Annotated in this window: 22 protein-coding genes and 2 pseudogenes; 15 read left to right on the forward strand and 9 right to left on the reverse strand. The window is 55.5% G+C overall.

Annotated features, from left to right (window positions below):
- Positions 1 to 5: 5 nt before the first annotated feature.
- A complete protein-coding gene (gene tnpB / locus AB4P92_RS24615; RefSeq protein WP_024647222.1) occupies positions 6 to 365 on the reverse strand; it encodes an IS66 family insertion sequence element accessory protein TnpB in 360 nt (119 codons plus the stop codon).
- An 84-nt stretch (positions 366 to 449) separates the two neighbouring features.
- On the opposite strand from tnpB, the pseudogene AB4P92_RS24620 reads away from it, so the two are divergent.
- Positions 450 to 872 (forward strand): annotated as a pseudogene (locus tag AB4P92_RS24620) (transposase); the annotation flags it as partial.
- Positions 873 to 1,169: 297 nt separating this feature from the next.
- Here the strand turns inward: AB4P92_RS24620 and AB4P92_RS24625 are convergent.
- The 4 genes from AB4P92_RS24625 to AB4P92_RS24640 form a co-directional block, all read right to left on the reverse strand.
- Positions 1,170 to 2,111: an acyltransferase family protein gene (locus AB4P92_RS24625; RefSeq protein WP_395599700.1), complete on the reverse strand. Its 942-nt coding sequence runs from the start codon at positions 2,109 to 2,111 to the stop codon at positions 1,170 to 1,172.
- A gap of 888 nt (positions 2,112 to 2,999) precedes the next feature.
- Positions 3,000 to 3,380 carry a GtrA family protein gene (locus AB4P92_RS24630; protein WP_395598301.1) on the reverse strand — a complete coding sequence of 127 codons (381 nt, stop codon included), beginning with the start codon at positions 3,378 to 3,380 and terminating at the stop codon, positions 3,000 to 3,002.
- A complete protein-coding gene (locus AB4P92_RS24635; protein WP_395598302.1) occupies positions 3,370 to 4,323 on the reverse strand; it encodes a glycosyltransferase family 2 protein in 954 nt (317 codons plus the stop codon). The genes AB4P92_RS24630 and AB4P92_RS24635 overlap by 11 nt, the downstream gene beginning before the upstream one ends.
- Before the next feature lie 40 nt (positions 4,324 to 4,363).
- A complete protein-coding gene (locus AB4P92_RS24640) occupies positions 4,364 to 5,740 on the reverse strand; it encodes a DUF6056 family protein (RefSeq protein WP_395598303.1) in 1,377 nt (458 codons plus the stop codon).
- Positions 5,741 to 6,250: 510 nt separating this feature from the next.
- Here AB4P92_RS24640 and AB4P92_RS24645 point away from each other — a divergent pair.
- From AB4P92_RS24645 to fabF, 7 genes and pseudogenes are all read left to right on the forward strand, one after another.
- A pseudogene (locus tag AB4P92_RS24645) lies at positions 6,251 to 6,450 on the forward strand (IS66 family transposase); the annotation flags it as partial.
- A gap of 628 nt (positions 6,451 to 7,078) precedes the next feature.
- The gene (locus tag AB4P92_RS24650) at positions 7,079 to 8,050 is read left to right on the forward strand and encodes a UDP-glucose 4-epimerase family protein (RefSeq protein ID WP_395598304.1); all 972 of its coding nucleotides are present in this window, start codon (positions 7,079 to 7,081) and stop codon (positions 8,048 to 8,050) included.
- A complete protein-coding gene (locus tag AB4P92_RS24655) occupies positions 8,047 to 9,069 on the forward strand; it encodes a glycosyltransferase family 4 protein (RefSeq protein WP_395598305.1) in 1,023 nt (340 codons plus the stop codon). Before AB4P92_RS24650 ends, AB4P92_RS24655 begins: the two co-directional genes overlap by 4 nt.
- A gap of 112 nt (positions 9,070 to 9,181) precedes the next feature.
- Positions 9,182 to 11,176, forward strand: coding sequence for a polysaccharide biosynthesis protein (locus AB4P92_RS24660; RefSeq protein ID WP_395599701.1), 1,995 nt, complete (start codon positions 9,182 to 9,184; stop codon positions 11,174 to 11,176).
- A 109-nt stretch (positions 11,177 to 11,285) separates the two neighbouring features.
- Entirely contained in the window at positions 11,286 to 11,621 is a 336-nt protein-coding gene (locus AB4P92_RS24665) for a helix-hairpin-helix domain-containing protein (protein ID WP_042560336.1), read from the forward strand.
- Between the two features lie 211 nt (positions 11,622 to 11,832).
- Positions 11,833 to 12,627, forward strand: coding sequence for an SDR family oxidoreductase (locus tag AB4P92_RS24670; protein ID WP_042560335.1), 795 nt, complete (start codon positions 11,833 to 11,835; stop codon positions 12,625 to 12,627).
- 32 nt (positions 12,628 to 12,659) lie between these two features.
- The gene (gene fabF, locus AB4P92_RS24675) at positions 12,660 to 13,934 is read left to right on the forward strand and encodes a beta-ketoacyl-ACP synthase II (RefSeq protein ID WP_042560334.1); all 1,275 of its coding nucleotides are present in this window, start codon (positions 12,660 to 12,662) and stop codon (positions 13,932 to 13,934) included.
- Here fabF and AB4P92_RS24680 read toward each other — a convergent pair.
- The 3 genes from AB4P92_RS24680 to eat form a co-directional block, all read right to left on the reverse strand.
- Positions 13,931 to 14,488: a TetR/AcrR family transcriptional regulator gene (locus tag AB4P92_RS24680; RefSeq protein WP_261736398.1), complete on the reverse strand. Its 558-nt coding sequence runs from the start codon at positions 14,486 to 14,488 to the stop codon at positions 13,931 to 13,933. The two genes, fabF and AB4P92_RS24680, sit on opposite strands and share 4 nt — an antisense overlap.
- Before the next feature lie 138 nt (positions 14,489 to 14,626).
- Positions 14,627 to 14,794, reverse strand: a complete 168-nt coding sequence (locus tag AB4P92_RS24685) for a DUF2897 family protein (protein WP_080896048.1) — start codon at positions 14,792 to 14,794, stop codon at positions 14,627 to 14,629.
- Positions 14,795 to 14,925: 131 nt separating this feature from the next.
- Positions 14,926 to 16,290, reverse strand: a complete 1,365-nt coding sequence (eat, locus tag AB4P92_RS24690) for an ethanolamine permease (RefSeq protein ID WP_047302406.1) — start codon at positions 16,288 to 16,290, stop codon at positions 14,926 to 14,928.
- A 424-nt stretch (positions 16,291 to 16,714) separates the two neighbouring features.
- On the opposite strand from eat, the gene kdpF reads away from it, so the two are divergent.
- From kdpF to AB4P92_RS24720, 6 genes are all read left to right on the forward strand, one after another.
- Positions 16,715 to 16,804 (forward strand): K(+)-transporting ATPase subunit F, encoded by a 90-nt coding sequence (gene kdpF, locus AB4P92_RS24695; protein WP_007899818.1) that lies wholly within the window; start codon positions 16,715 to 16,717, stop codon positions 16,802 to 16,804.
- Positions 16,805 to 16,812: 8 nt separating this feature from the next.
- Positions 16,813 to 18,507 carry a potassium-transporting ATPase subunit KdpA gene (gene kdpA / locus AB4P92_RS24700; RefSeq protein WP_047302405.1) on the forward strand — a complete coding sequence of 565 codons (1,695 nt, stop codon included), beginning with the start codon at positions 16,813 to 16,815 and terminating at the stop codon, positions 18,505 to 18,507.
- A 10-nt stretch (positions 18,508 to 18,517) separates the two neighbouring features.
- Positions 18,518 to 20,575 (forward strand): potassium-transporting ATPase subunit KdpB, encoded by a 2,058-nt coding sequence (gene kdpB / locus AB4P92_RS24705; protein ID WP_395598306.1) that lies wholly within the window; start codon positions 18,518 to 18,520, stop codon positions 20,573 to 20,575.
- Between the two features lie 228 nt (positions 20,576 to 20,803).
- The gene (kdpC, locus tag AB4P92_RS24710) at positions 20,804 to 21,349 is read left to right on the forward strand and encodes a potassium-transporting ATPase subunit KdpC (RefSeq protein WP_042560329.1); all 546 of its coding nucleotides are present in this window, start codon (positions 20,804 to 20,806) and stop codon (positions 21,347 to 21,349) included.
- Positions 21,350 to 21,479: 130 nt separating this feature from the next.
- The gene (locus tag AB4P92_RS24715; protein ID WP_042560328.1) at positions 21,480 to 24,131 is read left to right on the forward strand and encodes a sensor histidine kinase KdpD; all 2,652 of its coding nucleotides are present in this window, start codon (positions 21,480 to 21,482) and stop codon (positions 24,129 to 24,131) included.
- Positions 24,132 to 24,179: 48 nt separating this feature from the next.
- Positions 24,180 to 24,878 (forward strand): response regulator, encoded by a 699-nt coding sequence (locus AB4P92_RS24720; protein WP_042560327.1) that lies wholly within the window; start codon positions 24,180 to 24,182, stop codon positions 24,876 to 24,878.
- A 141-nt stretch (positions 24,879 to 25,019) separates the two neighbouring features.
- Here AB4P92_RS24720 and AB4P92_RS24725 read toward each other — a convergent pair whose 3' ends face one another.
- Entirely contained in the window at positions 25,020 to 26,066 is a 1,047-nt protein-coding gene (locus AB4P92_RS24725) for a patatin-like phospholipase family protein (protein ID WP_042560326.1), read from the reverse strand.
- A gap of 216 nt (positions 26,067 to 26,282) precedes the next feature.
- Between AB4P92_RS24725 and AB4P92_RS24730 the strand changes: the two genes are divergently transcribed.
- Positions 26,283 to 26,561, forward strand: a complete 279-nt coding sequence (locus AB4P92_RS24730; RefSeq protein WP_042560325.1) for a hypothetical protein — start codon at positions 26,283 to 26,285, stop codon at positions 26,559 to 26,561.
- The last annotated feature ends 78 nt before the right edge of the window (positions 26,562 to 26,639 follow it).

The raw sequence follows: 26,639 nt of genomic DNA on the forward strand, positions 1-26,639 counted from the left end.
CCGAATCAGGCTACGAATCGCGGCGTCAAAACTTGATGAGGACGGTTGCGCCAGAGGTCAAAGCCATCGAGCATCCAGTTGAGTTCCTGGACGGTCAGAACGATCGCCTCGTCGGTGGCGTCCGGCGATGTTTTGAATCGTTCGGACTCGAGGCGCTTGAGCCAAAGGCAGAAGCCGTTGCGCTCCCAATATAAAATCTTCACTCGGTTGCGGGGCTTGTTGAGGAAAACGAAAAGCACAGGGTCGAATACTGCGACTTTAATATCCAGTTCGACCAGCGCAGCCAAGCCGTCGATGGATTTTCGGAAGTCCACCGGCTTTGGGTACAGATACACTTTTTCGACTTTCGCATCGGGTCGCATCATGGCGAGCTGGCTCCTGAGGGAATCGGGAGCACAGCATCCGGGATCAGCTAAGCGCTTTGAATGTGGGGTTTATGGAGCGCTTACCGTAAAACCGGCCGTCATGATCGGAGTCTGCCAGTGCTGGCTCAGTTAAAAATCTGGATGGAAAAGACGCAGCCACAAGTTACGTCTCAGAACGCCTTGGGCAAGGCCATCGGCTATCTGGCGAGTAACTGGAACAAACTGGAACGGTACGCCGAGGAAGGCTATTTGCCGATCGACAACAACCCCGCCGAGCGTGCGATCAGGCCCTTCGTCATCGGAAGAAAGAACTGGTTGTTTAGCGACACACCCAACGGCGCGACGGCTAGTGCTCAACTTTACAGCTTGGTCGAGACTGCCAAAGCCAACGGCCAAGAGCCCTATGCGTGGCTGCGCCACGCATTAGAACGGCTGCCACTGGCGACCTCGGTTGAAGATTACGAAGCGCTGTTGTCGTGGAACTGCTCGCCGGTGTCGCCTAGCTAAGCGCACCACCCATCTTGAAGTCGATGGGGTTTATGGAGCGCTTACGGTATTTCGCTTTCATGCGCATGGCGCAGCCATTTCTTTCAGGCCGATCGCAAACCCTTGGCAGTACTCGAGATTCAGAGTGTCTTGAGTTCAGCCTTCATCAAGGAGATTGTTATCAACGCTTGGTTGGCCATCAGGAGATCCTCCAGCCGAGTGAGGATTTTGAGTTAGTGGCGCACTGCTTTTACCGTTGGCTCAGACGGATGAAGCTGTGAAATTGAGTCCATTGAGATTGCCACGTGATGAAATATTTTATTTCGATTGTTTATTTACATAAACTTTTGTTTTTAATGCGGTTAGATTAGTTAGCAGGCGCTGCCCAGGCAGTTCAATTGCGAAATAAGTTGCAGTCGAAATTGCAATCACTAGGCAGATCGTTAGCATGCTGTTGAAAATGAATGCGTTTATCCCTTCGCCAACTATTGAATTTACATAGTTGTATATTCCGTGCTCACGAAGAGCTTGGATGATGGGGAACTGTACTAGATAAATGCTGTAACTTATGAGACCTAACCAGCGAGAAGCGCTGTTATCTAAGATGCGCGGTAGCCCCATCACTGATAAAAGGACAAGAAAAAAGCCAAAAAAAGATAAGAATATCTCCTCCGGGATGCGTTGATTCAGTTTGAACGTAACTGCAATGGCTGCTAGTGTGCAGCAAAAAACAATTCCACATAGATTTTTATGTTTTTCATTGTTTACAAGAAGTGGGTACTGCTGTGTAAGGAAATACAATAATAGCCCTAGAACAAAATATTGAGCATGGGATAGGATGTATAACAGTCCGAATACTCTAAGCTCGCCATTCAAAAAAATTGTGAAGTGATTTCTTCCTAATACCGCGATTGAAGTAAGTAAGATCCATGATAATAGGGCCGAGCGCCAACCAACGATAAGTGAAATAAATAATGGAAATAATGCATAAAATAGCCATTCAATACTGATTGACCAACCGCCACCGACCAATCCATCTGAGCCTGGTATCAACTGGAAAAGAAAGCTTACAGATGTGAGGAGTTCAAAAGCCGATGGCCAAGGCTGTCCCATTGCCTTGGAGTATAGGACTCCAATTGCCAACATGAAGTAAAAAAGTGGAGCAATTCTAAAGAAGCGTTTCAAGTAGAATCGTTTGATTGAGTCAAGATCTGTTATATTGCACGCATATGCATTCGCTATCGCAAATGCGCTGAGTATAAAAAAATTCGCACAAAAAAATCAAATCTGCCTACGATCGATGCCGCAGTTTCGTTTATCGGTAGTCCAGAAAGATACAAGACATGAAAAAAAACGACACCCGTAGCAGCTATTCCTCTTAATACGTCAGGTCCATGCATTCTTTGTTTTAACATGTGTAGGTCTCTGCTGATTTTCGTGACTTTAAAAGGTGTTGGCATATCGATGTTAAATGGTTTGAGGAATGATAAAAGAAAATTTCCTGTTCGTATATCATGCTCGCACGTTGTCCGGCGCCATTCGCACATTTATTGGGAAGCGTTGATCATTTTTGTTGAATTTACATAAAGTCGCATCATGGCTAGCTGGCTCTTGAGGGAATCGGGCGCTCAACATCAGGTTAAAGCTTGATGGTTTGAGTGTGTAGGTGATGGGTCGTAAGCGCTACATGGACCCCACATTCAAAGCGCTAAGCGGATGCCGGATACCGTGCTTCCGACTCCCTCATGAACTAGCTGGCAATGTAGGGAGCCCATGCTGCGTAGTCTGACCCTTCATAATCCATGCCATGACTTCTCTGCCCGTCTATCAGTCCTAATGACCCAGATTTGCTCAAGCAGATGTTGCTTGAAGCGCCCAAACGCCAAGTAAAAACTGCCTAGGCCTATCCCTCGCATCGTCGACCTTCAAGTATGGTTTCGGGGGTGGGGGGGGCGGCAGTTGTGAGCTTCAAATGTGGTATTCCTGAGCCACATATGATCCGATTTTATGGGGCGAGGTCCGTTGTGCGTAACACTGGCGGGTCATCGACACGCCCAAAGGTGGTTTAGCCACGCTCAGTTTTACAGTACGGTGGCGGCGTGTCGACTAAGCAGTTAGTTGTGATCTGTTTCTTATTTGAAATGCCGGTTATTGATTGAATACGAAGTGTCTGTTAAGTAAATAACCGATTATGGTAACAAAAAATACGGACATCAAAACTCCAGCAAGATAATGCAATCCTAATAATTCGCTAGCGAACACGCAACCCCATGAAATCGCTAGGCCTGATAAGCTGACAAGGAAAAACCTTGAGTAACCTGTAAGCGATGTTTTTTTCTGAAATGTCCACTTTGAATTGAGTATATAGGATACGACGTTGGCTGCAGTAAATGCTGCGGCATTAGCCAGCGGCGGCTGTATAGACAACTGCTCTACGAGCAAAAAAACTATGCATAGATGTATGGTTGTATTGCCAATCCCTACGCAAGCAAATCTAAAAAATCTCGGCAGTTGCTGATTACGAATCATAACTGTCAACCTTGGTTTGTACCGAGCGAATTATAAAGGCTGGACGTCGTTTTGATTCTAAATAGGATCGTCCAACATATTCTCCAAGAATGCCCATCCCTATCATCTGTAATCCCGACATGAATAAAAGTATCGAGGCCAGAGACGCGTATCCGGGAACTTCAATGCCTGAGATTAGGGTGCGGACTACGATAACTCCACCGTAAATAAAGGAGCAGAGCGCTACTATAAAACCTATGTAAGTCCAGATTTTAAGCGGTACAATGGAAAATGAAGTTATTCCTTCCAGCGCTAAATTCCAAAGTTTCCAGCCAGAAAACTTTGTATTTCCTAGTGTTCTTTCTGGCCTTGTATAGTCAACGCTAGTAGTGCGGAAGCCGGCCCAAGCAAAGAGGCCTTTCATAAAGCGACGATGTTCAGGAAGAGACTTCAGGACGTCTATAACTTTTCGGTCCATCAGCCTAAAGTCGCCGACGTTGTTTGGTATCTTTACGTCTGACAGTTTATTAATAACAGAATAGAAAGCACCTGCAGTCGTTCGCTTCAAAAAGCCGTCACTAGAGCGATCTACTCGCTTGGCAAGTACCACATCATAGCCTTCTTCCCATTTCTCCAACAATTGGCTGATCACTTGGGGGGGGTCTTGGAGGTCCGCGTCCAGAGGGATGATTGCGTTACCTTTTGCCTGTTCAATGCCTGCAGACAAAGCAGCTTCCTTGCCGAAGTTTCGTGATAAATCGACAATTACTAACTCGAATTTCTCCGGGACGCTGCGGTTTAATTTTTCGAGTGTTGAGTCACTGCTGCCATCGTTAATAGCAACGATTTCCCAGCGGTAGTAATTTGTGTCGATGTGACGAGAGATCTCGGCTAGTGTGGTCTCGATATTTTCTTCCTCGTTATAAAAAGGAATTACTATAGAGATTAGTTTTCTATTCTGCATATTGCTATTATGTCTCCTGTTGGCACTATGTGTTGATTTTTTATGGTGCGCTAAGGCGCAGTTTGCAGCTGAAATAATTGCTTACTTGAGGTAGGTTGTTTGTGACCCAGTCTTCGCGGTTGTTTAACAATCTGATATCGCTGGTATTGGGGAAGGTATGAATTGTAAGTCCATCCTTACATTCGTTAGAGTTTTGTTTTTCTATAATAAAATCTGTACGTAATGACACTTTTCTTGAGTAATCTAGGTATTCGAAGAAAACTTGCCCTGCTAATCCTACACTTACAATTCCAAGGAGGATGGTTGCTGTCTGAGCTATTCGTTCAGGTGATGATTGCAGTATTTTGTACGTAAGTCTGACGATCACTATTATCAATATGGCCCAAGTGAGAGTAAAAGCTCGCGGTTCAATATAGGGGGCCTTTATTACAGAGGCAATGCATAAGGCAGCGGGCAAAGATAGCAAATAGAATGCAGTGGGAAGGCGCCATGGTTTGATCTTTAAGAAAAGACTGATGAGCAAAACCGAGACTAAGGTGACTAGCAGGGGAGTTGAAACTGTTGCAAATGTATTAAGCACAGTCAATGCTTTTTGGAGCAGATAACCAATAGAGTCTTCCGGAATGTTTAATGCGTGAATGTAATATGCGGTCCGAGCATGGGTGGATGGGGCGTTCATCAGAAGCGCCCAGCCGACAAAATAGGTCAGTGCAATCAGTCCCAATTGTATTCGAAACTCAGACTTTTCCTTGAAACGGAAGATTATGGTCAGTGCCATATAGGGAAGGAGTGCTGGAGGCACATTTTCGAATGATAGCCCACAAAGTAGTCCCAGCAGCGCAAGTACGGCAGTGCTAGGCCATTTGCTCAGCATTGAACGACAAGCTCGTGACGAATAAAATGGCAATAGAAGCAGTAGAGTCGCGACCAGTGGCTGGAGATAACCGGCTGCGGTGGTCCGCCAGAAAAAAATCTCTAATCGCGGCCATATCAGAAAAAATGATGCAACTATCAACAGGCTCGAAAGCATCAGAGAGTTACGGCTCCACTTTCCCTGAGGAGTAGCGTACAGAGCCAATAAAAAGGTAAATAAGGTCATGGAAATCAGATTGGCAATAGAAAACCAAACTCTTGGCATCGCCAACCAGAAAATTGCAAGCTGCTCACCCAGTCGGGCATTCCAGTTCGTAGATTGATGTATGGATCTTTCGACCGCCCAACTTGCGCGCTCGAGAAAGCTGGTATCAATAAACGGTTTGGTCAGTGCGTAGTCCTCTCCATTCATTGGTGACACGGCGAAAATTAACACGCTGAGCAACATTAGCAAAGGCAGGAAAAAAAATGTCCACAACTCCATGTTTATCGCTATGTTTGGCTTAGTACTGCCTTGGTCCTCGTCTATGCCAGATTCTTTCATGCCAGTTCCTTTGAATCGAGTAAAAATTAATGCCATTGTCTAGTTCAACTCACGAAGCCGTATCTGGCATTCACCTTGTTAAATTGGGGGGGTACACCTAAAAATCAGCCTGAACCCCCTACCTAGCAGGCATTTTAACACTGAAATGCTGTCTTAATCCGAGGGTTCTCTCTCTGTGGTATCCGCGCTCCAGTGGCGTTTTGTTCGTCATGGTCTGACGGAGCTACCTAGCTGACCCGATCATAAGGCAATGTCTCCACTAGAATAAGCGGGACGCAATCTCCCTAGCTATCAGATTCATGCAACATCGATCGCCTTATTCCTAATCCTTTCAGGCCAAAGTCGACCGGGAATACCTGCAATCTGGCGTATCGGTGGCTATCCGGAGCCATGCGCCACGGCATCAACGCCAACCTGGTTCGTATATGGGTATCTGCCTAACATGATCGTCAGATGTCTATTCTGCCTGCTTTCGTTCCGATGAAGCTGGAATGTCCCGTTCCTAGCCTGGTCGGCAACAGTCAAGTCGGCAATCAGATCCGCCCGTGGACACTTGGCCGTTCTGTCGGGTTGTAGGCCGGATCGCTGTGTCGTGGTGGATGGCTGCGGCGATCATAAGCTTGAACCCGTCGGCGCGATTCAGTGGGAATGCTCCGTATATCTATCTAGAGGGCGTTGTGGCTCAACTGCCGACGCAGCAAGCCAGTTAGATTGTGGGGTTTCTACCGGATCAGGTCGGCACCAGTTTAACTCCGCAAGGCGTGCTCGCCGGACGCTAACAGTGAGGTTAGATAGTTGCTGTCTTCTCAGTGGGCAAACCATTTAGCAACGCAAGCCCTGTCCGTCAGACGATTATGGAGTTACGAAGCCGTGAGCGGGTAGATCAAAACGAAGCTAACTGGCCCGGGGCAGAAGAATCTCAACTCGATTGATACGGTAGGGTGCGCTCGATATTGCGCTAGATTGCGACCGATCGAATTGCCCCTGCTCTGATAGCATCAAAATCGATCAGCCCTTTACACCGCATTATGGTTAATATTCCCGCGACGGTTAACGCAAGAATGCACGCGGCCTGTGGCTTAACTGCCAGATAGATCGCATTGTTTCGAAAGAGCTCTATTTTGATCCGAGGATATTGCAATGGAAGGCTGCTTAGTGCTATGCATCGAGCAAGCGATTCGCTAGGATTGCGGGTTTTACCTAAGCTGACCGCCCCGTGCGCATCCTGGGATACACTGTTATTAATGATCGGATTCAAGAGCAGGTGAGAACGAATTTCCGTCCAAAGCTGCTGAAAAATCCTGCTTCGACTTTTTCTAATATTCCGTAAGGTCGCCAATGAACCTAAAGAAATTCTTGATTACTGGCGGCAGTGGTTTCGTTGGCTCAGCTGTGATCAACCGTTTGGCGCTGGAATCAGGATGCAGCGTGGTTGCTCCTGTTAGAAATATGTCCATAAAATTTGCGGCAGGAGTTCATACGATCCACTTGGCCAATCTCGATTCGGTATCTGACTGGAGCGATTCGCTGAAGGGCGTTGATGTGGTCATCCATGCTGCTGCTCGCGTTCATGTTATGACCGAGGTTTCCGCTGATCCTTTGACTGCGTTCCGCGAGATCAATGTTGAAGGTACTTTGAATCTAGCCCGTCAGGCAGCCGCTGCAGGTGTTCGACGATTCATTTTCATCAGTTCTGTAAAGGTGAACGGTGAGGGACTTCCGCACGACCAAGCTTATTCTGCAGATGATGCACCAGCACCAGTTGATCCTTACGCAATCTCGAAGCTGGAGGCGGAGCGGGCGTTGCAGTCACTGGCAGTTGTAACTGGTCTGGAAATAGTCATCATTCGCCCGGTGCTGGTATACGGACCTGGCGTCAAGGCCAACTTCCTTACCATGATGCACTGGCTGCGTCGCGGCATCCCGCTTCCGTTTGGTGCCGTACATAACAGTCGCAGCCTTGTAGCTATCGAAAATTTGGTCGACCTTATCGTTACTTGTGCCGATCACCCTGCCGCAGCAAATCAAATATTCCTAGCCAGTGATGGTGAGGACGTTTCGACGACGCAGTTACTGCGTAAATTGGCAAATACGCTTGGCAAACCGGTTCTATTACTACCAATACCTGTCTGTTTCATGCGTGGCGCAGCAGCATTGTTGGGGCAACAGGCACTGTCGCAGCGTCTTTTTGGATCTTTGCGGGTCGACATAAGCAAAAATCGGCAACTATTAGGTTGGGTCCCTCCAGTCACTCTTGATAAAGCCTTAAGCCAGACGGCGCAGCATTTTCTGGATTATCAAAAATCATGAATTATGGATGGTTTATCCCTTTTATTGCTTTGGTCTCTTTTGCTGTGACCTGGGGTTTGCGCCATTACGCGATATCTCGCAGGCTTATGGACATCCCCAACGCGCGCAGTTCTCATTCTGTGCCTACTCCCCGTGGTGGGGGGGTAGCCATTGTTTTGGCCTTCACTCTGGCGCTTGGGGCGTTACTGTACTTCGGTTTGATTTCATCTTCGGTTTTTCTTGCAATCACGGGTGCAGGAGCGGTAATCGCAGTCATTGGGTTTATGGACGACCATGGCCATATTGATGCGCGCTGGCGTCTTTTGGGGCATTTTGTTGCTGCAACTTGGTTGCTGGTTTGGTTGGGGGGGCTGGCTCCCGTCCATTTTTTTGGCGGACGATACGATCTTGGTTGGTTAGGTCATGTGCTGGCTGCATTTTATCTGGTGTGGTTGCTCAACCTTTACAACTTTATGGATGGTATCGACGGTATCGCCAGCATCGAAGCGATTTGTGTTTGTCTGGGGGCGTGTCTGCTGTATTGGGTCAGTGGGGCTGCGGATTTGATCTGGGCTCCGTTGTCGCTTGCGGTGGCGGTGGTTGGTTTCCTATTCTGGAATTTTCCCCCCGCCAGAATCTTCATGGGGGATGCCGGGAGCGGTTTTCTGGGGATTGTCCTTGGAGGGTTTTCGCTGCAGGCTGCTTGGATGTCCGCGGATATACTTTGGGCTTGGTTGATCTTGCTAGGTGTCTTCATTGTCGACGCCACCTTCACTCTTTTTCGCCGTTTGCTCAGGGGCGACAAGGTCTATGAAGCGCACCGAAGTCATGCCTATCAATATGCCTCTCGTCGGTTTTCCAGCCATTTAAAGGTTACAAGCGTAGTGGCATTGATCAATTTGCTTTGGTTGTTGCCTATCGCCTTGAGCGTTGTTGAATTCGGTCTTGATTCAAGTCTGGGTTTGATTTTGGCCTATGCTCCATTGGTTATTCTAGCTATCAAGTTCCATGCAGGTGAGCTCGAAGCACCCTCGGAGTAAAAACTGAGTAACTATTCAGTTATTTAGATTCCAGAGTGGATGAGAAGTGCTTGTAGGTGCCACTATGGCGATAAGGCAGTTAAGGGAGAAAACTGAGGTGTTTGAAGAGTTTATGGACAACGTCAGAGCACGCCTTGTTGCGCTCCCCAGGCGCCGCAAGCGACTGATTCAGGTGACCACAGACATCATTCTAGTCTGGGTGGCCCTGTGGTTGGCATTCATCGTCCGTTTGGGCGTCGATGACATGTATAACCCGTTCAGGGTGCATTTCTGGCTATTCGTGAGCGCTCCGCTTGTTGCTATCCCGCTATTCATCCGTTTCGGCATGTACCGTGCTGTCATGCGTTACTTCGGCAATGATGCACTTATTGCCATCATCAAAGCAGTCAGCCTTTCTTCTCTGATTCTCGCGGTCGTCGTCTACTGGTACAGCAACCATGAAGCCGTCGTGCCTCGTTCCATCATTTTCAATTATTGGTGGCTCAGCCTCGTCATCATTGGCGGTCTTCGACTGTGTATGCGCCAGTATTTCATGGGCGACTGGTTCAACGCAGCCCAACACGTGCCATTTACAAATCGCGATGACGGTCTTACCAAAGTCGCGATTTACGGTGCAGGCGTAGCGGGTAATCAACTGGTTGCTGCGTTACGCATGGGGCGCGTCATGCGTCCGGTAGCGTTTATCGACGATGACGCAAGCATCGCGGACCGGTCAATTTCAGGTTTGCAGGTGTACAAACCCAAGCACATTCAACAAATGATTGATGTGACTGGCGCGCAGGAGATCCTTTTGGCGCTTCCATCATCCACTCGCGCCAGACGACGGGAAATCCTCAACCTGTTGGAAGGTTTTCCACTGCATGTACGAAGTGTTCCGAACTTCACCGATCTGGCTAGCGGTCGCGTCAAGGTGGAAGACATTCAGGAAGTCGACATCGCTGATTTGCTTGGTCGGGATTCAGTGCCGCCGCAGAGTGACTTGCTGGAGCGCTGCATCAAGGGGAAGACGGTCATGGTGACTGGCGCGGGCGGATCCATTGGGTCAGAGCTTTGTCGGCAAATATTCTCCCTCGAGCCTAAAACACTGATTTTGTTCGAGCATAGCGAATTTAACCTTTACAGCATCTTGTCAGAACTTGAGCAGAGAGCGGTTCGCGAGTCATTATCGATCAGGCTGTTACCGATTTTGGGTTCTATCCGGCATCAACACAAGCTGCTGGATGTCATGGAAACCTGGGACGTGGAGACGGTTTACCACGCGGCTGCCTACAAGCATGTGCCCATGGTTGAGCACAACATTGCCGAAGGTGTTCTGAACAATGTGATTGGTACCCTCAATACCGCTCAAGCGGCATTACAGTGCGGCGTGGCTAACTTTGTGTTGATCTCCACTGACAAAGCCGTCCGTCCGACCAATGTCATGGGAAGCACGAAGCGCTTGGCGGAATTGACACTTCAGGCTTTAAGCCGTGAGATCGCTCCTGTTTTGTTCGGTGATAAGGCTAACGTTTCCAGAGTCAATAAAACCCGATTCACAATGGTCCGTTTCGGCAATGTGTTGGGCTCCTCTGGTTCGGTGATCCCGCTATTTCACAGCCAGATTAAAACCGGCGGACCGCTGACAGTCACCCACCCGAAAATCACTCGCTACTTCATGACCATCCCAGAAGCCGCGCAGTTGGTAATTCAGGCCGGCTCGATGGGGCAGGGCGGTGATGTATTCGTTCTCGATATGGGCGAGCCAGTAAGGATTGTCGAGTTGGCGGAAAAGATGATTCATCTGTCCGGCTTGAGCATTCGCTCCGACCGCAACCCGCAAGGCGATATTTCCATCGAGTTCACTGGCTTGCGACCGGGAGAAAAGCTCTATGAGGAGTTGCTGATAGGCGATAACGTGGCAGCTACATCGCACCCGATGATCATGACAGCCAATGAAGATCACCTCCCTTGGGAGGCATTGAAGGTCAAGCTAAACGAGTTGCTCATCGCTGTAGAAAACGATGACTACACCCGCGTCCGCCAACTCCTCCGAGAAACCGTCTCCGGCTACACCCCCGACGGCGAAATCGTCGACTGGATCTATCAACAGCGCCGTCTCGAGCCCTGATTGTTTCACATCCTGTAACGCACGCATTTTTGACTTGAGCCCGTCATGACCTACATTTGAAGAGCAGCTTCGGAAAGCTGCTTTCTCAAATGATGATGGAGCGTCACTAATGCGTACTGGTTATTTCTATTCCCTGATGTTTGCTCTGCTCACTAGCGCCTCTATTGCGGTGGTTGCGGCGCCTGTCTCCCCGCCTGTGCCGCCAGAAGCGTCGATCGTGATCGACGCTGCGGCGTCTTCGAAAAGTGCAAAAATCAATCTCAACGAGGCCGACTCGGCAACGCTGCAAAAGGAACTGTCGGGTGTAGGCGAGGCCAAAGCCAAAGCAATTGTTGCATATCGTGAAACAAACGGGCCGTTCGCATCCGTGGACGAGTTGCTGGAAGTCAAGGGTATCGGCAAGGCGATCCTGGATCGCAATCGCGACAAGCTGGAAGTGAACTAAGCTGATTGTTCAACGCCAAGGGGCCGGTCATTGACCGGCCTTTTTGTTTTTCTGGTAAGGCGTTTGACTGAGGAAACCAAGAGCACGCCCGTCGGATAGCCAAAAATTACGGCTATAATATTGTGTTGAGATTATGCCTATAATAATTTCCACGCGCTCTGTATCAACCCGATCTAGAGGGCTATCTCTCAAGCATTCCAGGAGTCCTGTCATGAATTCTGTTGCGTCCCAAGGTACCGCTCTCGTCACTGGCGCATCCTCTGGTATCGGAGCGATTTACGCAGAGCGGTTGGCATCGCGCGGTTTTGACTTGTTGTTAGTGGCCCGCGACCAAGAGCGTCTGGACAGTGCCGCAAGCAAGCTGCGTGACGCCCATGGTGTTCAGGTCGAAGTGCTTAAGGCGGACCTGACGCAAAAGGATGACGTGCTCAAACTCGAGCAGCGTCTGCGCAGTGATTCGAGCATCAGCCTGCTGGTCAACAACGCCGGCGTTGCGGCTGACGGTCTGTTGGCCAATGCAGATTTAGAGAATCTTGAGCGGCTGATCCAGCTCAACGTCACCACCGTCACCCGTCTGGCATCGGCCGCTGCAGCGAGTTTTGCCAAGGCGGGTCGCGGCACGATCATCAACATTGCCTCGGTCGTGGCGCTGTTTCCAGAGCGTTTCAACGCCACTTACAGCGCCAGCAAAGCCTATGTGCTGAGCCTTACCCAATCGCTGAACGCTGAACTCGACGGCACCGGTGTAAAAGTCCAGGCGGTGCTGCCCGGCGTTACCCGCACTGAAATCTGGGAGCGTTCCGGAATCGATGCCAGCGGCATCCCGGCCGAAATGGTCATGGAGGCTGGCGAGATGGTCGATGCCGCGCTGGCAGGTCTGGATCAGGGCGAGCTCATTACCATCCCGTCCCTTCCGGATGCGGGTGAGTGGCAAGCCTTTGTGGCTGCGCGGCTGGTGATGGCGCCTAACCTGTCCCGCAGTTCGGCTGCCAGCCGTTACAAGTAAGATTTTCTGAATCAGTTGGAGGTACATGCGGTATGGATCAGCGTCGAATAGTCGTCACGGGCATGGGCCTGGTTTCACCCTTGGGCAGCGGTGTTGAGGTTGTTTGGCAACGTTTGCTGCAGGGGCGTTCCGGGTTGCGCAATTTGCCTGAAGCAGTGGTCGCTGACTTGCCCACGAGTGTTGGCGGCCGAGTGCCGACTCTGGAAGAAGACGCCGAGGCCGGTTTTGACCCGGATCGCGCCACCGCGCCGAAAGAACAGAAGAAGATGGACCGCTTCATCATGTTTGCCATGGAGGCCGCGCGGCAGGCGCTAGAGCAGGCTGATTGGCATCCGGAAAATGCCTCTGATCAGGAGCGCACCGCGACAATCATCGGTTCCGGTGTCGGTGGGTTTGGTGCGATTGCTGATGCCGTGCGTACGACTGATAGTCGTGGCCCGCGTCGTTTGTCGCCGTTCACCATTCCGTCGTTTCTGGTCAATCTGGCAGCCGGGCACGTATCGATTCAGCACCACCTCAAAGGACCGTTGGGGGCGCCAGTGACTGCTTGCGCTGCCGGCGTTCAGGCGATTGGTGATGCGGCACGATTGATTCGATCCGGTGAAGCCGATATCGCCGTGTGCGGCGGGGCGGAAGCGTCGATCGATCGAGTCAGCCTTGCCGGTTTCGCGGCTGCGCGGGCGCTGTCCAGTGGTTACAACGACACTCCACAGCGAGCCTCACGTCCATTCGACAGTGGACGTGATGGTTTTGTCATGGGCGAGGGCGCCGGCCTGTTGGTGATCGAGTCTCTTGAACATGCCTTGGCCCGTGGCGCGCAGCCCCTGGCGGAACTGGTCGGTTACGGCACCACGGCCGATGCCTATCACCTGACCGCTGGGCCGGAAGACGGCAGTGGTGCACGGCGGGCAATGGAGCTGGCTCTGGCTCAGGGCGGTATCACGCCGGATCAGGTCCAGCATCTGAATGCTCACGCGACGTCCACGCCGGTTGGCGACCTTGGCGAGTTGGCGGCGATCAAGGCGTTGTTTGGTGCAGAGAACAAAATCGCCGTGACCTCGACCAAATCCGCCACCGGCCACTTGCTGGGTGCTGCGGGTGGACTTGAGGCGATCTTTACGTTGTTGGCAATTCGCGACCAAGTGGTGCCGCCGACGCTCAACTTTGAAAATCCGGATCCTGCCAGCGAAGGCGTGGACATCGTCCATGGCCAGGCCCGGCCGATGCCGATCGAATATGCGTTATCCAACGGGTTCGGCTTTGGCGGGGTGAATGCCAGCGTGTTGTTCAAGCGTTGGCAGGCCTAGTCTTTGGATTGTTTGAGGTGCTCGCGGGTGACATCGAGGATGCGTTGAGCGAACTCGGTATCCGAGACACTGCGTGACAGCAGTAAAGCGCCAACCAGGGTCGACATGATGACGATGGCCCGGTCGGCGCCATTGTCACCTTCGAGGGTGTCTTCGATCTGATTCAGTCGTGCGTTGAGCACGGCGTCACTGGTTGGACTGGGTTGTCCACGCAACCCCAGTTCCGCAGAGATGGTAAGGAGGGGGCAACCTTCATGTGGCGATGTCTGATGCCATTCGGACAGGTAAGTGTCGATAAACACTTGCAGCGGATGTTCTTGGGCAAAAATTTCAGCGCATAACCCATCAACCTGGTCGCCTGCCTCTTGCAGTGCCTTTTCGACCAACTCGTCCTTCGATCTGAAGTGCGAGTAAAAACCGCCGTGGGTCAGCCCCAGCGCTTTCATCAACGGCTGAAGGCCGGTCGCACCGATTCCATCCTTGCGGAATCGCGCCGAGGCTTCCTTGATTATTCGTTGATGTGTTTGGGCTTTATGGTCCTGCGAGTAACGCATCTGGATCTCTCCGCAACAATACCCGCATATTAACCATGGAAAATTAAATGGTGACTGTACTTCTACTTCTAAAAAACACGCAGAAGGGCAGATACGGATCTGAAAAACAAACCCCGCCAGTTAGGCGGGGTTTTTTCTTTAGCGGTCTTGGGCTTCTTTCGCGTCCGCCTCGGCATTGCGTGCGGCGACGCGTTTGCGTTCTTCGTCGGTCAGTTCGACCTTGTTGGCGGTGTCTCGCAACATCATCAACCCGCCCACGATCGAGCCGATTGCAACGACAAGAATCAACCAGGCATACCAAGGCATAACGGCTCTCCTTAAAGGCAGATCGGTGGGCGAGGATTTCGCCGTTAACCGCTGCATACAACTTTTGAGCGAAGTTAACTCGCAGTGGTTCCATTCTAGGCCCGTTATGCCCGGTGCACCCGATCAATCCCTCAATGACCCGTGAGCATCGCGTCGGCCGGTGCGTTGGCACGCAGTTGGCCAGTCAGCATGAAATAACCAAACCCCACCGCCATGAAACCGAGGAATATCAGCCCGATCAGTGTGTTGAACCACGCCATCGCCACCAGACACACCACCGCCAGTACCAATGCAATCATTGGGATCAGCGGATAGCACGGCGCACGGAAGGTGCGCTCAAGGTTAGGCTCGGATTTACGCAGTTTGAACAGGCTGAGCATGCTCATGATGTACATCACGATCGCGCCGAACACCGCCATGGTGATCATCGCGGCAGTGAGGGTCATGCCGCCGAGGTTGATCAGGCCATCGCTATAAATAGCCGCGATGCCGATGATGCCGCCGGCGATGATCGCCCGGTGCGGCGTCTGGAAGCGCGAGAGTTTCGCCAGCGATGCGGGCAGATAGCCGGCGCGGGCGAGGGCGAAGAACTGGCGCGAGTAGCCAAGAATGATCCCGTGAAAGCTCGCCACCAGACCGAACAGGCCGATCCATACCAGCATGTGCAGCCAGCCGGAATTATCGCCGACCACGGTTTTCATCGCTTGCGGCAGTGGGTCGTTGATGTTGGCCAAGGTGCGCCAGTCGCCGACGCCGCCGGCAAAAAACATCACGCCCATTGCCAGCAGCACCAGAGTCAGGATGCCGCTGATGTAAGCCTTGGGGATCGTGCGTTTCGGGTCCTTGGCTTCTTCGGCGGCCATGGCTGCGCCTTCGATGGCGAGGAAGAACCAGATGGCGAACGGAATCGCGGCGAACATCCCGGCAATCGCTGGCGCACCGAAAACGTCCGAACCGGCCCAGCCATTGAGCGCGAAGTTACTGAAGCTGAAGGCCGGAGCGACGACGCCCATGAACACCAGCAGTTCGGCGACGGCGAGCACGCAGACGATCAACTCGAAGGTCGCCGCCAGTTTCACCCCAAGGATGTTCAATCCCATAAAGACGATGTACGCACCGACTGCCGCGTGTTTCGGATCAAGCGCCGGAAATTGCACATTCAGATAGGCACCGATGGCCAGCGCAATCGCCGGTGGAGCGAAGACGAACTCGATCAGCGTCGCCAGCCCGGCGATCAATCCGCCTTTTTCACCAAACGCTCGACGGCTGTAGGCAAACGGCCCGCCAGCGTGAGGAATTGCGGTGGTGAGTTCGGTGAAGCTGAAGATAAAGCAGGTGTACATGGTCGCGACCATGAACGAGGTCACCAGAAAACCTAGCGTCCCGGCCACGCCCCAGCCGTAACTCCAGCCAAAGTATTCCCCGGAAATCACCAGCCCCACGGCGATACCCCACAAGTGCAGCGTGCCCAGCGTGGGTTTGAGTTGTGTGTTCATGCGTTTGCTCCCTGAACGGTTGGAAAGCTCGGGGAAGGGCGTTTGCAGTGGGCGTGCCATTTTGTATTGGCGGGTCGTAAAGAGCTGAAAGCTGTCGTATCGGGGATGTTCGGCGGTGGATGTTGGCATTTTTGTGCGCCAGTCGGGTGCGATGGAGTCTGTAATGCCGCCATCGCGGGCAAGCCCGCTCCCACAGGGTTTTGTGTAGACCGCAGAATCTGCTTTCACCGCGAAACCTGTGGGAGCCGGGCTTGCCCGCGATGAGGCCGGCCCAGCCAGCGCAAAACCTGGCTGTAACGAACGCATAAACCCACTCTTTACGCTTTCTTTATGCCCCGCGCGCACCCTCGCTCTCGTTCCTTTACAGCCTCCTTCCCGACAATCACTCCACACGCGGCAATACGCCGTAACACGGAGATCTTCCATGAGCGTTCTGGACGGGGTGTCACTGCTATTGGCAGTGGGGCTGTTCATTTATCTGTTGGTTGCGCTGTTGCGCGCGGATCGGAACTAGGAGCGGCTATGCACAGTTATGACTATTGGCTGATCCTCGCGTTCTTCGCGTTGGTCTTGCTGCCGGCGCCGTTCCTCGGGCGCTTCTACTACAAAGTGATGGAAGGCCAGCGTACCTGGTTGACGCCGATTCTCGGTCCGGTCGAGCGCGGCTGTTTTCGCGTGGCCGGGGTCAATCCGCAGGATGAACAGAGCTGGCAGAAGTACACGCTGGCGCTGCTGGCCTTCAACCTTGCCGGTTTCCTGCTGCTGTTCACGATTCTGCTGTTCCAGGATCACCTGCCGCTGAACCCGCAGAACCTGCCGGGCCAGGAATGGACTCAGGCGTTCAACACCGCGGTCAGTTTCATGACCAACACCAACTGGCAGTCCTACAGTGGTGAAGCGACCCTCAGCTACCTGAGCCAGATGGTCGGCCTCACCGTGCAGAACTTCGTCAGCGCCGCCACCGGCCTCGCCGTGTTGGTCGCTTTGTGCCGTGGCATCGGCCGCAAGTCGAGCAAGACACTGGGCAACTTCTGGGTCGACATGACCCGCGCCACCCTCTACGGCTTGCTGCCGCTGTGCCTGCTGCTGGCGCTGTATCTGGTCTGGCAGGGCGTGCCGCAAACCTTCGCGCAGTATGTGAATGCGGTGACCCTGCAGGGCGTTGATCAAGTGATCCCGCTCGGCCCGGCGGCGAGCCAGATTGCGATCAAGCAACTGGGCACCAACGGTGGTGGCTTCTTCGGCGTCAACTCGGCGCATCCGTTCGAGAACCCGACCGCGTGGAGCAACCTGTTCGAAGTTGCCTCGATCATCCTGATCCCGGCGGCGCTGGTGTTCACTTTCGGCCATTACGTGAAGGACCTGCGTCAGAGCCGCGCGATCATTGCCTGCATGTTGGCGCTGTTCCTGATCGGCGGCGCGACTTCGCTGTGGGCTGAGTACCAGCCGAATCCGACCCTGAACAACGCTGCCGTCGAACAGACCGCACCGCTGGAAGGCAAGGAGGCGCGCTTCGGCACCACCGCCACTGTGCTGTGGTCGGTGACCACCACGGCGGCGTCGAACGGCTCGGTCAACGGCATGCACGACAGCCTCAATCCACTGAGCGGCATGGTTGCGCTGGTCAACATGATGGTCGGCGAAGTGATCTTCGGCGGCGTCGGTGCTGGGCTTTACGGCATGTTGCTCAACGTGTTGATCGCGGTGTTCCTCGCCGGTCTGATGATTGGCCGTACGCCGGAATACCTGGGTAAAAAACTCCAGGCGCGAGAAGTGCAATTGCTCGTGGTCACGCTGTTGGTGATGCCGGTCGGCGTGCTGGTACTCGGCGCGATCGCCGCCACCCTGCCAGGCCCTGCGGCCACCATCAGCAACCCCGGCCCGCACGGTTTCAGCCAGTTGCTCTACGCCTACACCTCGGCCAGTGCGAACAACGGTTCGGCGTTTGGCGGCTTGAGCGCGAACACGCCGTTCCACAACCTGATGCTCGGCCTGGGCATGTTGATCGGTCGCTTCGGCTACATCCTTCCGGTTCTGGCCCTGGCCGGCAGCCTGGCAATGAAGAAAACCGCACCGATCGGCCAGAACAGCTTCCCGACCCACGGCCCGCTGTTCGTGACCCTGTTGACCGTGACCATTTTGCTGGTGGGCGGCCTGACCTTTTTGCCGACTCTGGCGTTGGGTCCAATCGCTGAACACCTGAGCCTGGGCTTCTAAGGAGTCAATGATGAATATGCCCGCAATCAAACCCGCTGCCGCCAAAGCACCGGAACAAGCGAAAACCGCGATCTCGGCCCTGTGGCGTCCGGCGCTGGTGCAAGCCTTCGTCAAACTCGACCCTCGGCAACTGAAGCGCTCGCCAGTGATGCTGGTGGTTGAACTGACCGCGATTTTCACCACAGTGCTGTGCTTCATTCCCGATGCTGATGTGCCGACGTTCGTCGCTGCGCAAATTGCCCTGTGGCTATGGTTCACCGTGTTGTTTGCCAACTTCGCCGAAGCCTTGGCCGAAGGTCGCGGCAAGGCCCGCGCCGACAGCCTCAAGGCTGGCAGCGAAGGCTTAAGCGCTCGACGCAAACAGGCTGACGGCAGCTTCCAGGTTGTGCCGGCGACAAGTCTGCGCAAGGGCGATGTGGTTCGCGTCGAAGCGGGGGAGATGATCCCCGGTGACGGCGAAGTCATCGAAGGCATTGCTGCGGTCAACGAAGCGGCGATTACCGGTGAATCGGCGCCGGTCATTCGCGAGTCCGGCGGCGACCGCTCGGCGGTCACCGGCAACACCCGACTGGTGTCTGACTGGCTGCTGGTGAAGATCACCGCCAACCCCGGTGAATCGACTCTCGACCGCATGATCGCTTTGGTCGAAGGCGCCAAACGCCAGAAGACCCCGAACGAAGTCGCGCTGGATATCCTGCTGATCGGTCTGACGCTGATCTTTCTGCTGGTGGTGGTGACCCTGCAACCCTTCGCCCACTTCGCCAACGGCAGCCTGCCGCTGGTGTTTTTGGTAGCGCTGTTGGTGACGCTGATTCCGACCACCATCGGCGGCCTGCTGTCGGCGATCGGTATCGCCGGGATGGATCGTCTGGTGCGCCTGAACGTGATTGCCAAGTCCGGTCGCGCAGTGGAAGCCGCGGGCGATGTGCATGTGCTGCTGCTCGACAAGACCGGCACCATCACCTTCGGCAACCGTCGTTGCAGTGCTGTGTATGCTGCGCCTGGCGTGACGGGCCGTGACTTGGCCGAAGGTGCGTTGCTCGCGTCGCTGGGTGACGAAACCGCCGAAGGCAAATCCATCGTCGAGTACCTGCGCGGTCTGCATCCGCAACCTGAGCCTTCGCCGCAAACCCTGACTGTTGTGCCGTTCAGCGCTGAAACCCGCTTGTCCGGTGTCGACTACCAGGGCCGCATCTATCGCAAAGGTGCGGTGGATTCGCTGCTGAGTTTCATCGGTCAACCACGCACCGATCTGGCCCCGGCCCTGTCGCGGGAAATCGACAAAATCGCCCAGAGCGGCGGCACGCCGTTGCTGGTCTGTGTCGACGGTAAACTGCTCGGCGCGATCCACCTCAAGGACGTGGTCAAGCCGGGTATCCGCGAGCGTTTTGCCGAGCTGCGCAAACTGGGGATTCGCACGGTGATGGTCACCGGCGACAACCCGCTGACCGCTGCTGCGATTGCGGCTGAAGCGGGCGTCGATGACGTCCTCGCCGAAGCCACCCCGGAAAAGAAACTGGCGCGTATTCGCCTCGAGCAGAACGACGGTCGTCTGGTCGCGATGTGCGGTGACGGCGCCAACGACGCCCCGGCGCTGGCGCAGGCCGACGTCGGCATGGCGATGAACGACGGCACGCAAGCCGCACGCGAAGCGGCGAACATGGTTGACCTCGACAGCGATCCGACCAAGCTGCTGGACGTGGTGCAGATCGGCAAGGAATTGCTGGTGACCCGTGGTGCGCTGACGACCTTTTCCATCGCCAACGACATCGCCAAGTATTTCGCGATTCTGCCGGCGTTGTTCGCCTCGATCTACCCGCAACTGGGCGTGCTGAACATCATGCACCTGAGCAGTCCGCAGAGCGCGATTCTGTCGGCCATTGTGTTCAACGCGTTGATCATCGTAGTGCTGATTCCGCTGGCTCTGCGCGGTGTGCGCGTGCAAGCGGCGAGTGCGGCGGCGTTGTTGCGACGCAATCTGCTGATCTATGGCGTGGGCGGGATTCTGGTGCCGTTCGTGGGGATCAAGGCGATCGACATGCTGCTGACGGCGCTGCATCTGGTGTGAGGCTGAAGAGCTCCTCACCCTAACCCTCTCCCGGGGTGGGAGGGGACTGATTGAGGTGTTTTGGCGAGTTACGCCGACCTGAGATACCGAGCCGAACTCAGGTCTTGAAAAACACATGGATCGGCTCCCTTTCCCCTCGCCCCCTTGGGGGAGAGGGCTGGGGTGAGGGGGAAGAAATTTCCCTGACACGCCACCAAAAGTTTGCCCAACGAATTCGAGGATTATGAAATGTCCACAATGATACGTCCGGCCCTGAGCCTGCTGGTGCTGATGACCCTGGTCACCGGCGTTGCCTATCCGCTGGTCGTCACGGGCGTCGCGCAGGTCGCGTTTCCCGAGCAGGCCAACGGTAGCCTGGTGCACGACGCCGCCGGCAAGGTCCGCGGTTCATCGCAGATCGCCCAGGATTTTGTCGGCGATGCATGGTTCCATCCGCGCCCATCGGCCGGCGCCTTTGCCACTGTTTCCAGTAGCGCAAGCAACCTGGCGCCAAGCAATCCGGCACTGGCCACCCGCGTAATCGACGACGCCAACAAGTTGCAGGTTCCAGGTCAAGGCCCGGTGCCGCTGGCGCTGCTGACTACTTCCGGCAGCGGCCTCGATCCGCACTTGCCTCCGGCGGCAATTGCCTATCAACTGGCGCGTGTCGCGCAAGCGCGTAACCTGCCGGTATCGACCGTGCAGCAACTGCTTGATGCGCACATCGAGCGGCCGCTGGTGGGACCGCCGGTGGTGAATGTGCTTGAGTTGAATATGGCACTGGAAAAACTCTGAATCGGCGGCGCGGCCATTCGCGAGCAGGCTCGCTCCCACAGGGGACTGCATACTCCTGGTGGGAGCGAGCCTGCTCGCGAAGAGGGCCACTAGAACACTGCATAACCATCAGCAAGAGAGAACTTCAAGCATGAGCGACTCCGGCCGCGCCGACGCACTGTTAGCAGACCTGCCCCGCGACGGCCGAGGCCGGCTCAAGGTTTTCCTTGGCGCCGCGCCCGGTGTCGGCAAGACCTACGCCATGCTCCAGGCCGCCCACACTCAACTGCGCCAAGGTGTGAAAGTCATCGCCGGCGTCGTTGAAACCCACGGCCGTGCCGAAACCGAAGCGTTGCTCGGCGGCTTGCCGCAGCAGCCTCTGGTGCGCTCGGAATACCGTGGCGTGATGCTCGAAGAAATGGACCTCGACGGCCTCCTCGCCGCCAAACCGAAGCTGGTCCTTGTCGATGAACTGGCCCACAGCAACGCCCCCGGCAGTCGCCATGCGAAACGCTGGCAAGACATTCAGGAACTGCTCTCCGCCGGCATCGATGTTTACACCACGGTCAACGTCCAGCACCTCGAAAGCCTCAACGATCAGGTGCGCGGCATCACCGGCGTGCAGGTGCGCGAAACCCTGCCGGACTGGGTACTGCAAGAAGCCTTTGAGTTGTTGCTGATCGACCTGCCGCCGCGCGAATTGCTCGAGCGACTGCGCGAAGGCAAGGTCTATGTGCCGGAGCAGGCGCGGGCGGCAATCGATGCATTTTTCACCCAGACCAACCTCACCGCATTGCGCGAACTGGCGATGCAAACGGCAGCGGCGCAAGTCGATAACGACCTCGCCCAAGGCTATCGCCAAATGGGTCAGGCCGCGCCGGCGGTGCGCGGACGTTTGCTGGTCGGCATTGATGGCGATGCCCAGGCGGAACGTCTCGTGCGTCACGCCAGCCGCGTTGCACAGCGCCGGCATTTGCCGTGGAGTCTGGTGCACGTCGACAACGGCAGCGTGCGCGACGAGCAATCACGTTTGCGTTTGCAAAGTGCTCAGCAACTCGCCGAACGTCTCGGTGGCGAAGTGGTGTTGCTGCGCGCCGGCGAGGTGGCGAAAACCCTGATCCAGCATGCTTCCGAGCGCCGCGCGAGTCTGGTGCTGGTGGGCCAGTCCCGGCCACGATTGCGCCGTCGTCTGTTCGGTGGAGGGCTGGCCGCGCGGTTGTTGCGTCAGGCTCATGGGCTGGAAATCAACGTCCTCGACAGCGATCAACAACAGGATCAACCGCGTACTCGAAATCCACTGACACTGGTTTGGTTCGACTACATGCTGGCGCTGGTCGCCACGGTGTTGGCCACTGCACTGGCGTGGGCAGTATCGAGTGTTTTGCCGCTGCCGAACATCTCGCTGGTATTCCTGGCGGCCGTGCTGCTGGTGGCGGTACGCAGCAGTCTCGGCCCGGCGCTGGCCTGCGCGGCGTTGTCGTTTCTGACCTACGACTTTTTGTTCATTCCGCCGAATTTTTCGTTCAGCATCCAGCGCGAAGAGGACGTGCTGACCTTGCTGTTCTTTCTGTTGATGGCGGCGCTCACAGGCAACCTGGCTGCGCGTCAGCGTCGGCAATTGCAGGCGTTGCGCGACACCCAGGAAGAAACCTCCGAGCTGCTCGACCTGTCGCGCAAACTCACCGCCGCCACCGACCGCCAGGCTGTGGTCAATGCTGCCGCGCAGCACCTCAATGGTTGGAGCGATCTGCAAATTTGCTTGCTCAATCGCGACGGGCAGGCTGGCTGGAAAGTTGAAACCGGTGGGCCGCTGCAATTCACCGAGTCCGAACGCGCTGCCGCCGATTGGGCCTGGCAGCACGATCAACCGGCCGGGGTGGGCACCGGCACGCTGCCGTTCGGTCGCTGGTGGTGGTGGCCGCTGTCGGTCGAGGACGGTCCGCTGGCGCTGCTCGGGGTGTGCGCCCAAGAGGGCCAGACCTTGAGCGGCCAGCGTCGTCGTTTGCTCACCGCGCTCAGTCAGCCACTGGCACAGGCGTTGGCTCGCGCGCAGTTGGCGGATGATCTGGAAGCGGCGCGCTTGCACGGCGAAACCGAGCAATTGCGCAGCGCGCTGCTGGCCTCGGTTTCCCATGATTTGCGCACGCCGCTGACGTCGATGCGCGGCAGCATCGACAGCTTGTTGGCCCTCGGCGAAGCGATCCCGCTGGAGGATCGCCGCGAGCTGCTCGAAGGCACCCGTGATGAAGCCGAGCGCCTCGACCGCTACATCCAGAACCTGCTCGACATGACGCGCCTGGGCCATGGCGCGCTGAAACTCGCGCGCGACTGGGTGTCGCCGGCCGATATCGTCGGCAGTTCGCTCAATCGTCTGCGCGCAGTGCTCGCGCCGTTGCAGGTCAGCACTGAGGTGCCAGCCGAGTTGCCGTTGCTGTACGTGCACGCGGCGTTGATCGAGCAGGCGCTGGTCAATGTGCTGGAAAACGCCGCGCGTTTCTCGCCACCCAACGGCCGATTGCAGTTGAATGCCGGCGCGAACGACAACGAAATTTACTTCTCGGTCAGCGACGAAGGACCGGGGATTCCCGAAGACGAGCGGGCGAAGATTTTCGATATGTTCTATACCGCCGCACGCGGTGATCGCGGCGGCCAGGGCACCGGCCTCGGCCTGGCGATTTGTCAGGGCATGGTCGGTGCGCATGGCGGACGAATCAGCGTTGCCGATGGCATTGACGGGCGCGGCACCTGCATCACCTTGCACCTGCCATTGCAGGCGCAACCGGGGATGGACGATGAAGCCTGAATCCGACTGCGCTACTCTCTTGCCAATCTTTTGTGTTGATGTGAATTCATGAGCCAGACCGCGACCATTTTGGTCATCGACGACGAACCGCAGATCCGCAAGTTCTTGCGCATCAGCCTCGTTTCACAAGGCTACAAAGTGCTCGAGGCCGGTACCGGCGCCGAGGGCCTGGCGCAAGCCGCGCTGAATAAACCGGACCTGCTGGTGCTCGACCTCGGCCTGCCGGACATGGACGGCCAGCAAGTGCTGCGTGAATTTCGCGAGTGGGCCACGGCGCCGGTGCTGGTGCTGTCGGTGCGCGCCAGCGAAGGGCAGAAGGTCGAGGCATTGGACGGTGGCGCCAACGACTACGTGACCAAACCGTTCGGCATTCAGGAGTTTCTGGCGCGGGTGCGCGCGTTGTTGCGTCAGGCGCCAGTGGGAGAAGCGCAGCAGGCCGCGCTGAATTTCGGCCCGCTGACGGTGGACCTGGCCTATCGACGGGTATTGCTTGATGGCGTCGAAGTGGCGCTGACCCGCAAGGAATATGCGGTGCTGGCACAACTGGCGCGGCATCCGGGACGGGTGATCACCCAGCAACAATTGCTCAAGGATATCTGGGGGCCGACGCACACCGAGGACAGTCATTACCTGCGGATCGTGGTTGGGCATTTGCGCCAGAAACTGGCGGATGATCCGACGCGGCCACGGTTTATCGTGACAGAGGCGGGGGTCGGGTATCGGCTGATTAGCGACAACACCCTTTGAATTTTATGTTGTCCTTTCTGGCCTAATCGCTGGCAAGCCAGCTCCCACAGGTTTCTCGGGTGTGTTTGAGCTTGTCTTTCACACTAAACACTTTGGGAGCTGGCTTGCCAGCGATGAGGGCCTGGCATTCAGCAGAGAGTTTCAGGGTTCTCTGTTTTGCTCCTCTTCATACCGATCCAGGGTATCCCGCGCAATTTCCCTTCCCAGCGCGATCAACTCCGGCGCCTTGTAAAACTCGAAAAACCGGCACACCCGCTTCGGCACGTTGATCAGGATGTCCGGCGGATACCCTGCAATCTTGTACTGCGCCAACGAGGTCTGCATCACCTCGAAACTCTGGTTGATCAAGTCCAGCAATGACGCCGGCCCCACGTTATCGATGATGAATGAACCGGTTGCGGATTTCGGTGCGCCTTCACGCTCCGGGGCGGCTGCCGGTTGCTGGTTTTCCGGTTCGGCGCCTTCAATCCAGGGATTGATTTCAGCGGCCTGCGCGCGCAGCGCTTCCTGCTCCAGTTTCAACATCTTCTCGGCCTGGGTGCGACGGAACGGCATCTTTGAACCGAGCGAATTGATCAGGCTGTCGAACCGCGAGCGGAAGGCGGGCGGGCGCTGGATCACCGGTAACTTGTAATGCCGCTGGTTGGTCGAGTTGAGATTGACCGCGATGATCAGATCGCAATGACTCGACACCACCGGCACGATCGGCAGCGGGTTGAGAATCCCGCCGTCAACCAGCATCCGGTTGCCTTGCATCACCGGGGTGAACAGGCTGGGAATCGCCGCCGAAGCGCGCATGGCCTGATGCAGACAGCCTTCCTGAAACCAGATTTCCTGTTGGTTGGTGAGGTCGGCCGCGACCGCGGTATAAGGGATACGCAGGTCTTCAATGTTGATATCGCCGACGATCTTGCGGATCTGACCGAAGACCTTTTCGCCGCGAATCGCGCCGAGGCGGAAACTCACGTCCACCAGGCGCAGCACGTCGAGGTAATCCAGGCTTTCGATCCAGTTCTTGTATTCATCGAGCTTGCCGGCGGCGTAGATCCCGCCAACCACCGCGCCCATCGAACAACCGGCAATACAGGCGATGTCATAACCGCGTCGTTCGATCTCTTCAATGACTCCGATATGGGCGTAACCCCGGGCGCCACCGGAGCCCAGCACCAGTGCGACACGCTTTTTCATCAAACTTCCTCCCGACAAGGTTGCACAATGCACCCATCGGGCAGGGGGCTCAATCGCCGAGGTCGTTCAGCGCGCCGATGACGTCGTTTTTTCGATACTGTGTGACCACTCGGCGCTATCCTCTGGCCATCGCCTATTCATGGGGCGGCAAGGCACTTTTTCGCAGCCTTATCGTCTTACCAGCACGACTGTTGACCTATCTTTGAGGTGTGAGTGATGAAAGCCTGGATCTGTGTACCGTTGTTGGCCCTGGCATTGGCCGGTTGCGCCGGTAAAACCGCTTACCGCGACAGCTGCGGCAGCCAGCTCGACACCGCGTGGCATGAGTTGGACCTGGCCAAGGCCGAAGGCTTTGCCGGCACCGTGAGTTATTCCAAAGCGCTGTCATTGCTGACGGCCGCCAAGACCCAGCAACAATTCGAAGGCTTCGAAGGCTGTGCGAACAAGGCCGAGAAGGCGCGTTTCTATATTCGCGAATCCCGCGCCGGCCGCTAAGCTGCTGACTTGGCACAAGTCGGCTGAGGCTGCGACATTGCAGACTCGGTCGACAGGCTTTTTGAATCAGGGAGCAAG

The organism is Pseudomonas sp. A0308 (genome assembly GCF_044218815.1).
Lineage (GTDB): Bacteria > Pseudomonadota > Gammaproteobacteria > Pseudomonadales > Pseudomonadaceae > Aquipseudomonas > Aquipseudomonas iridis.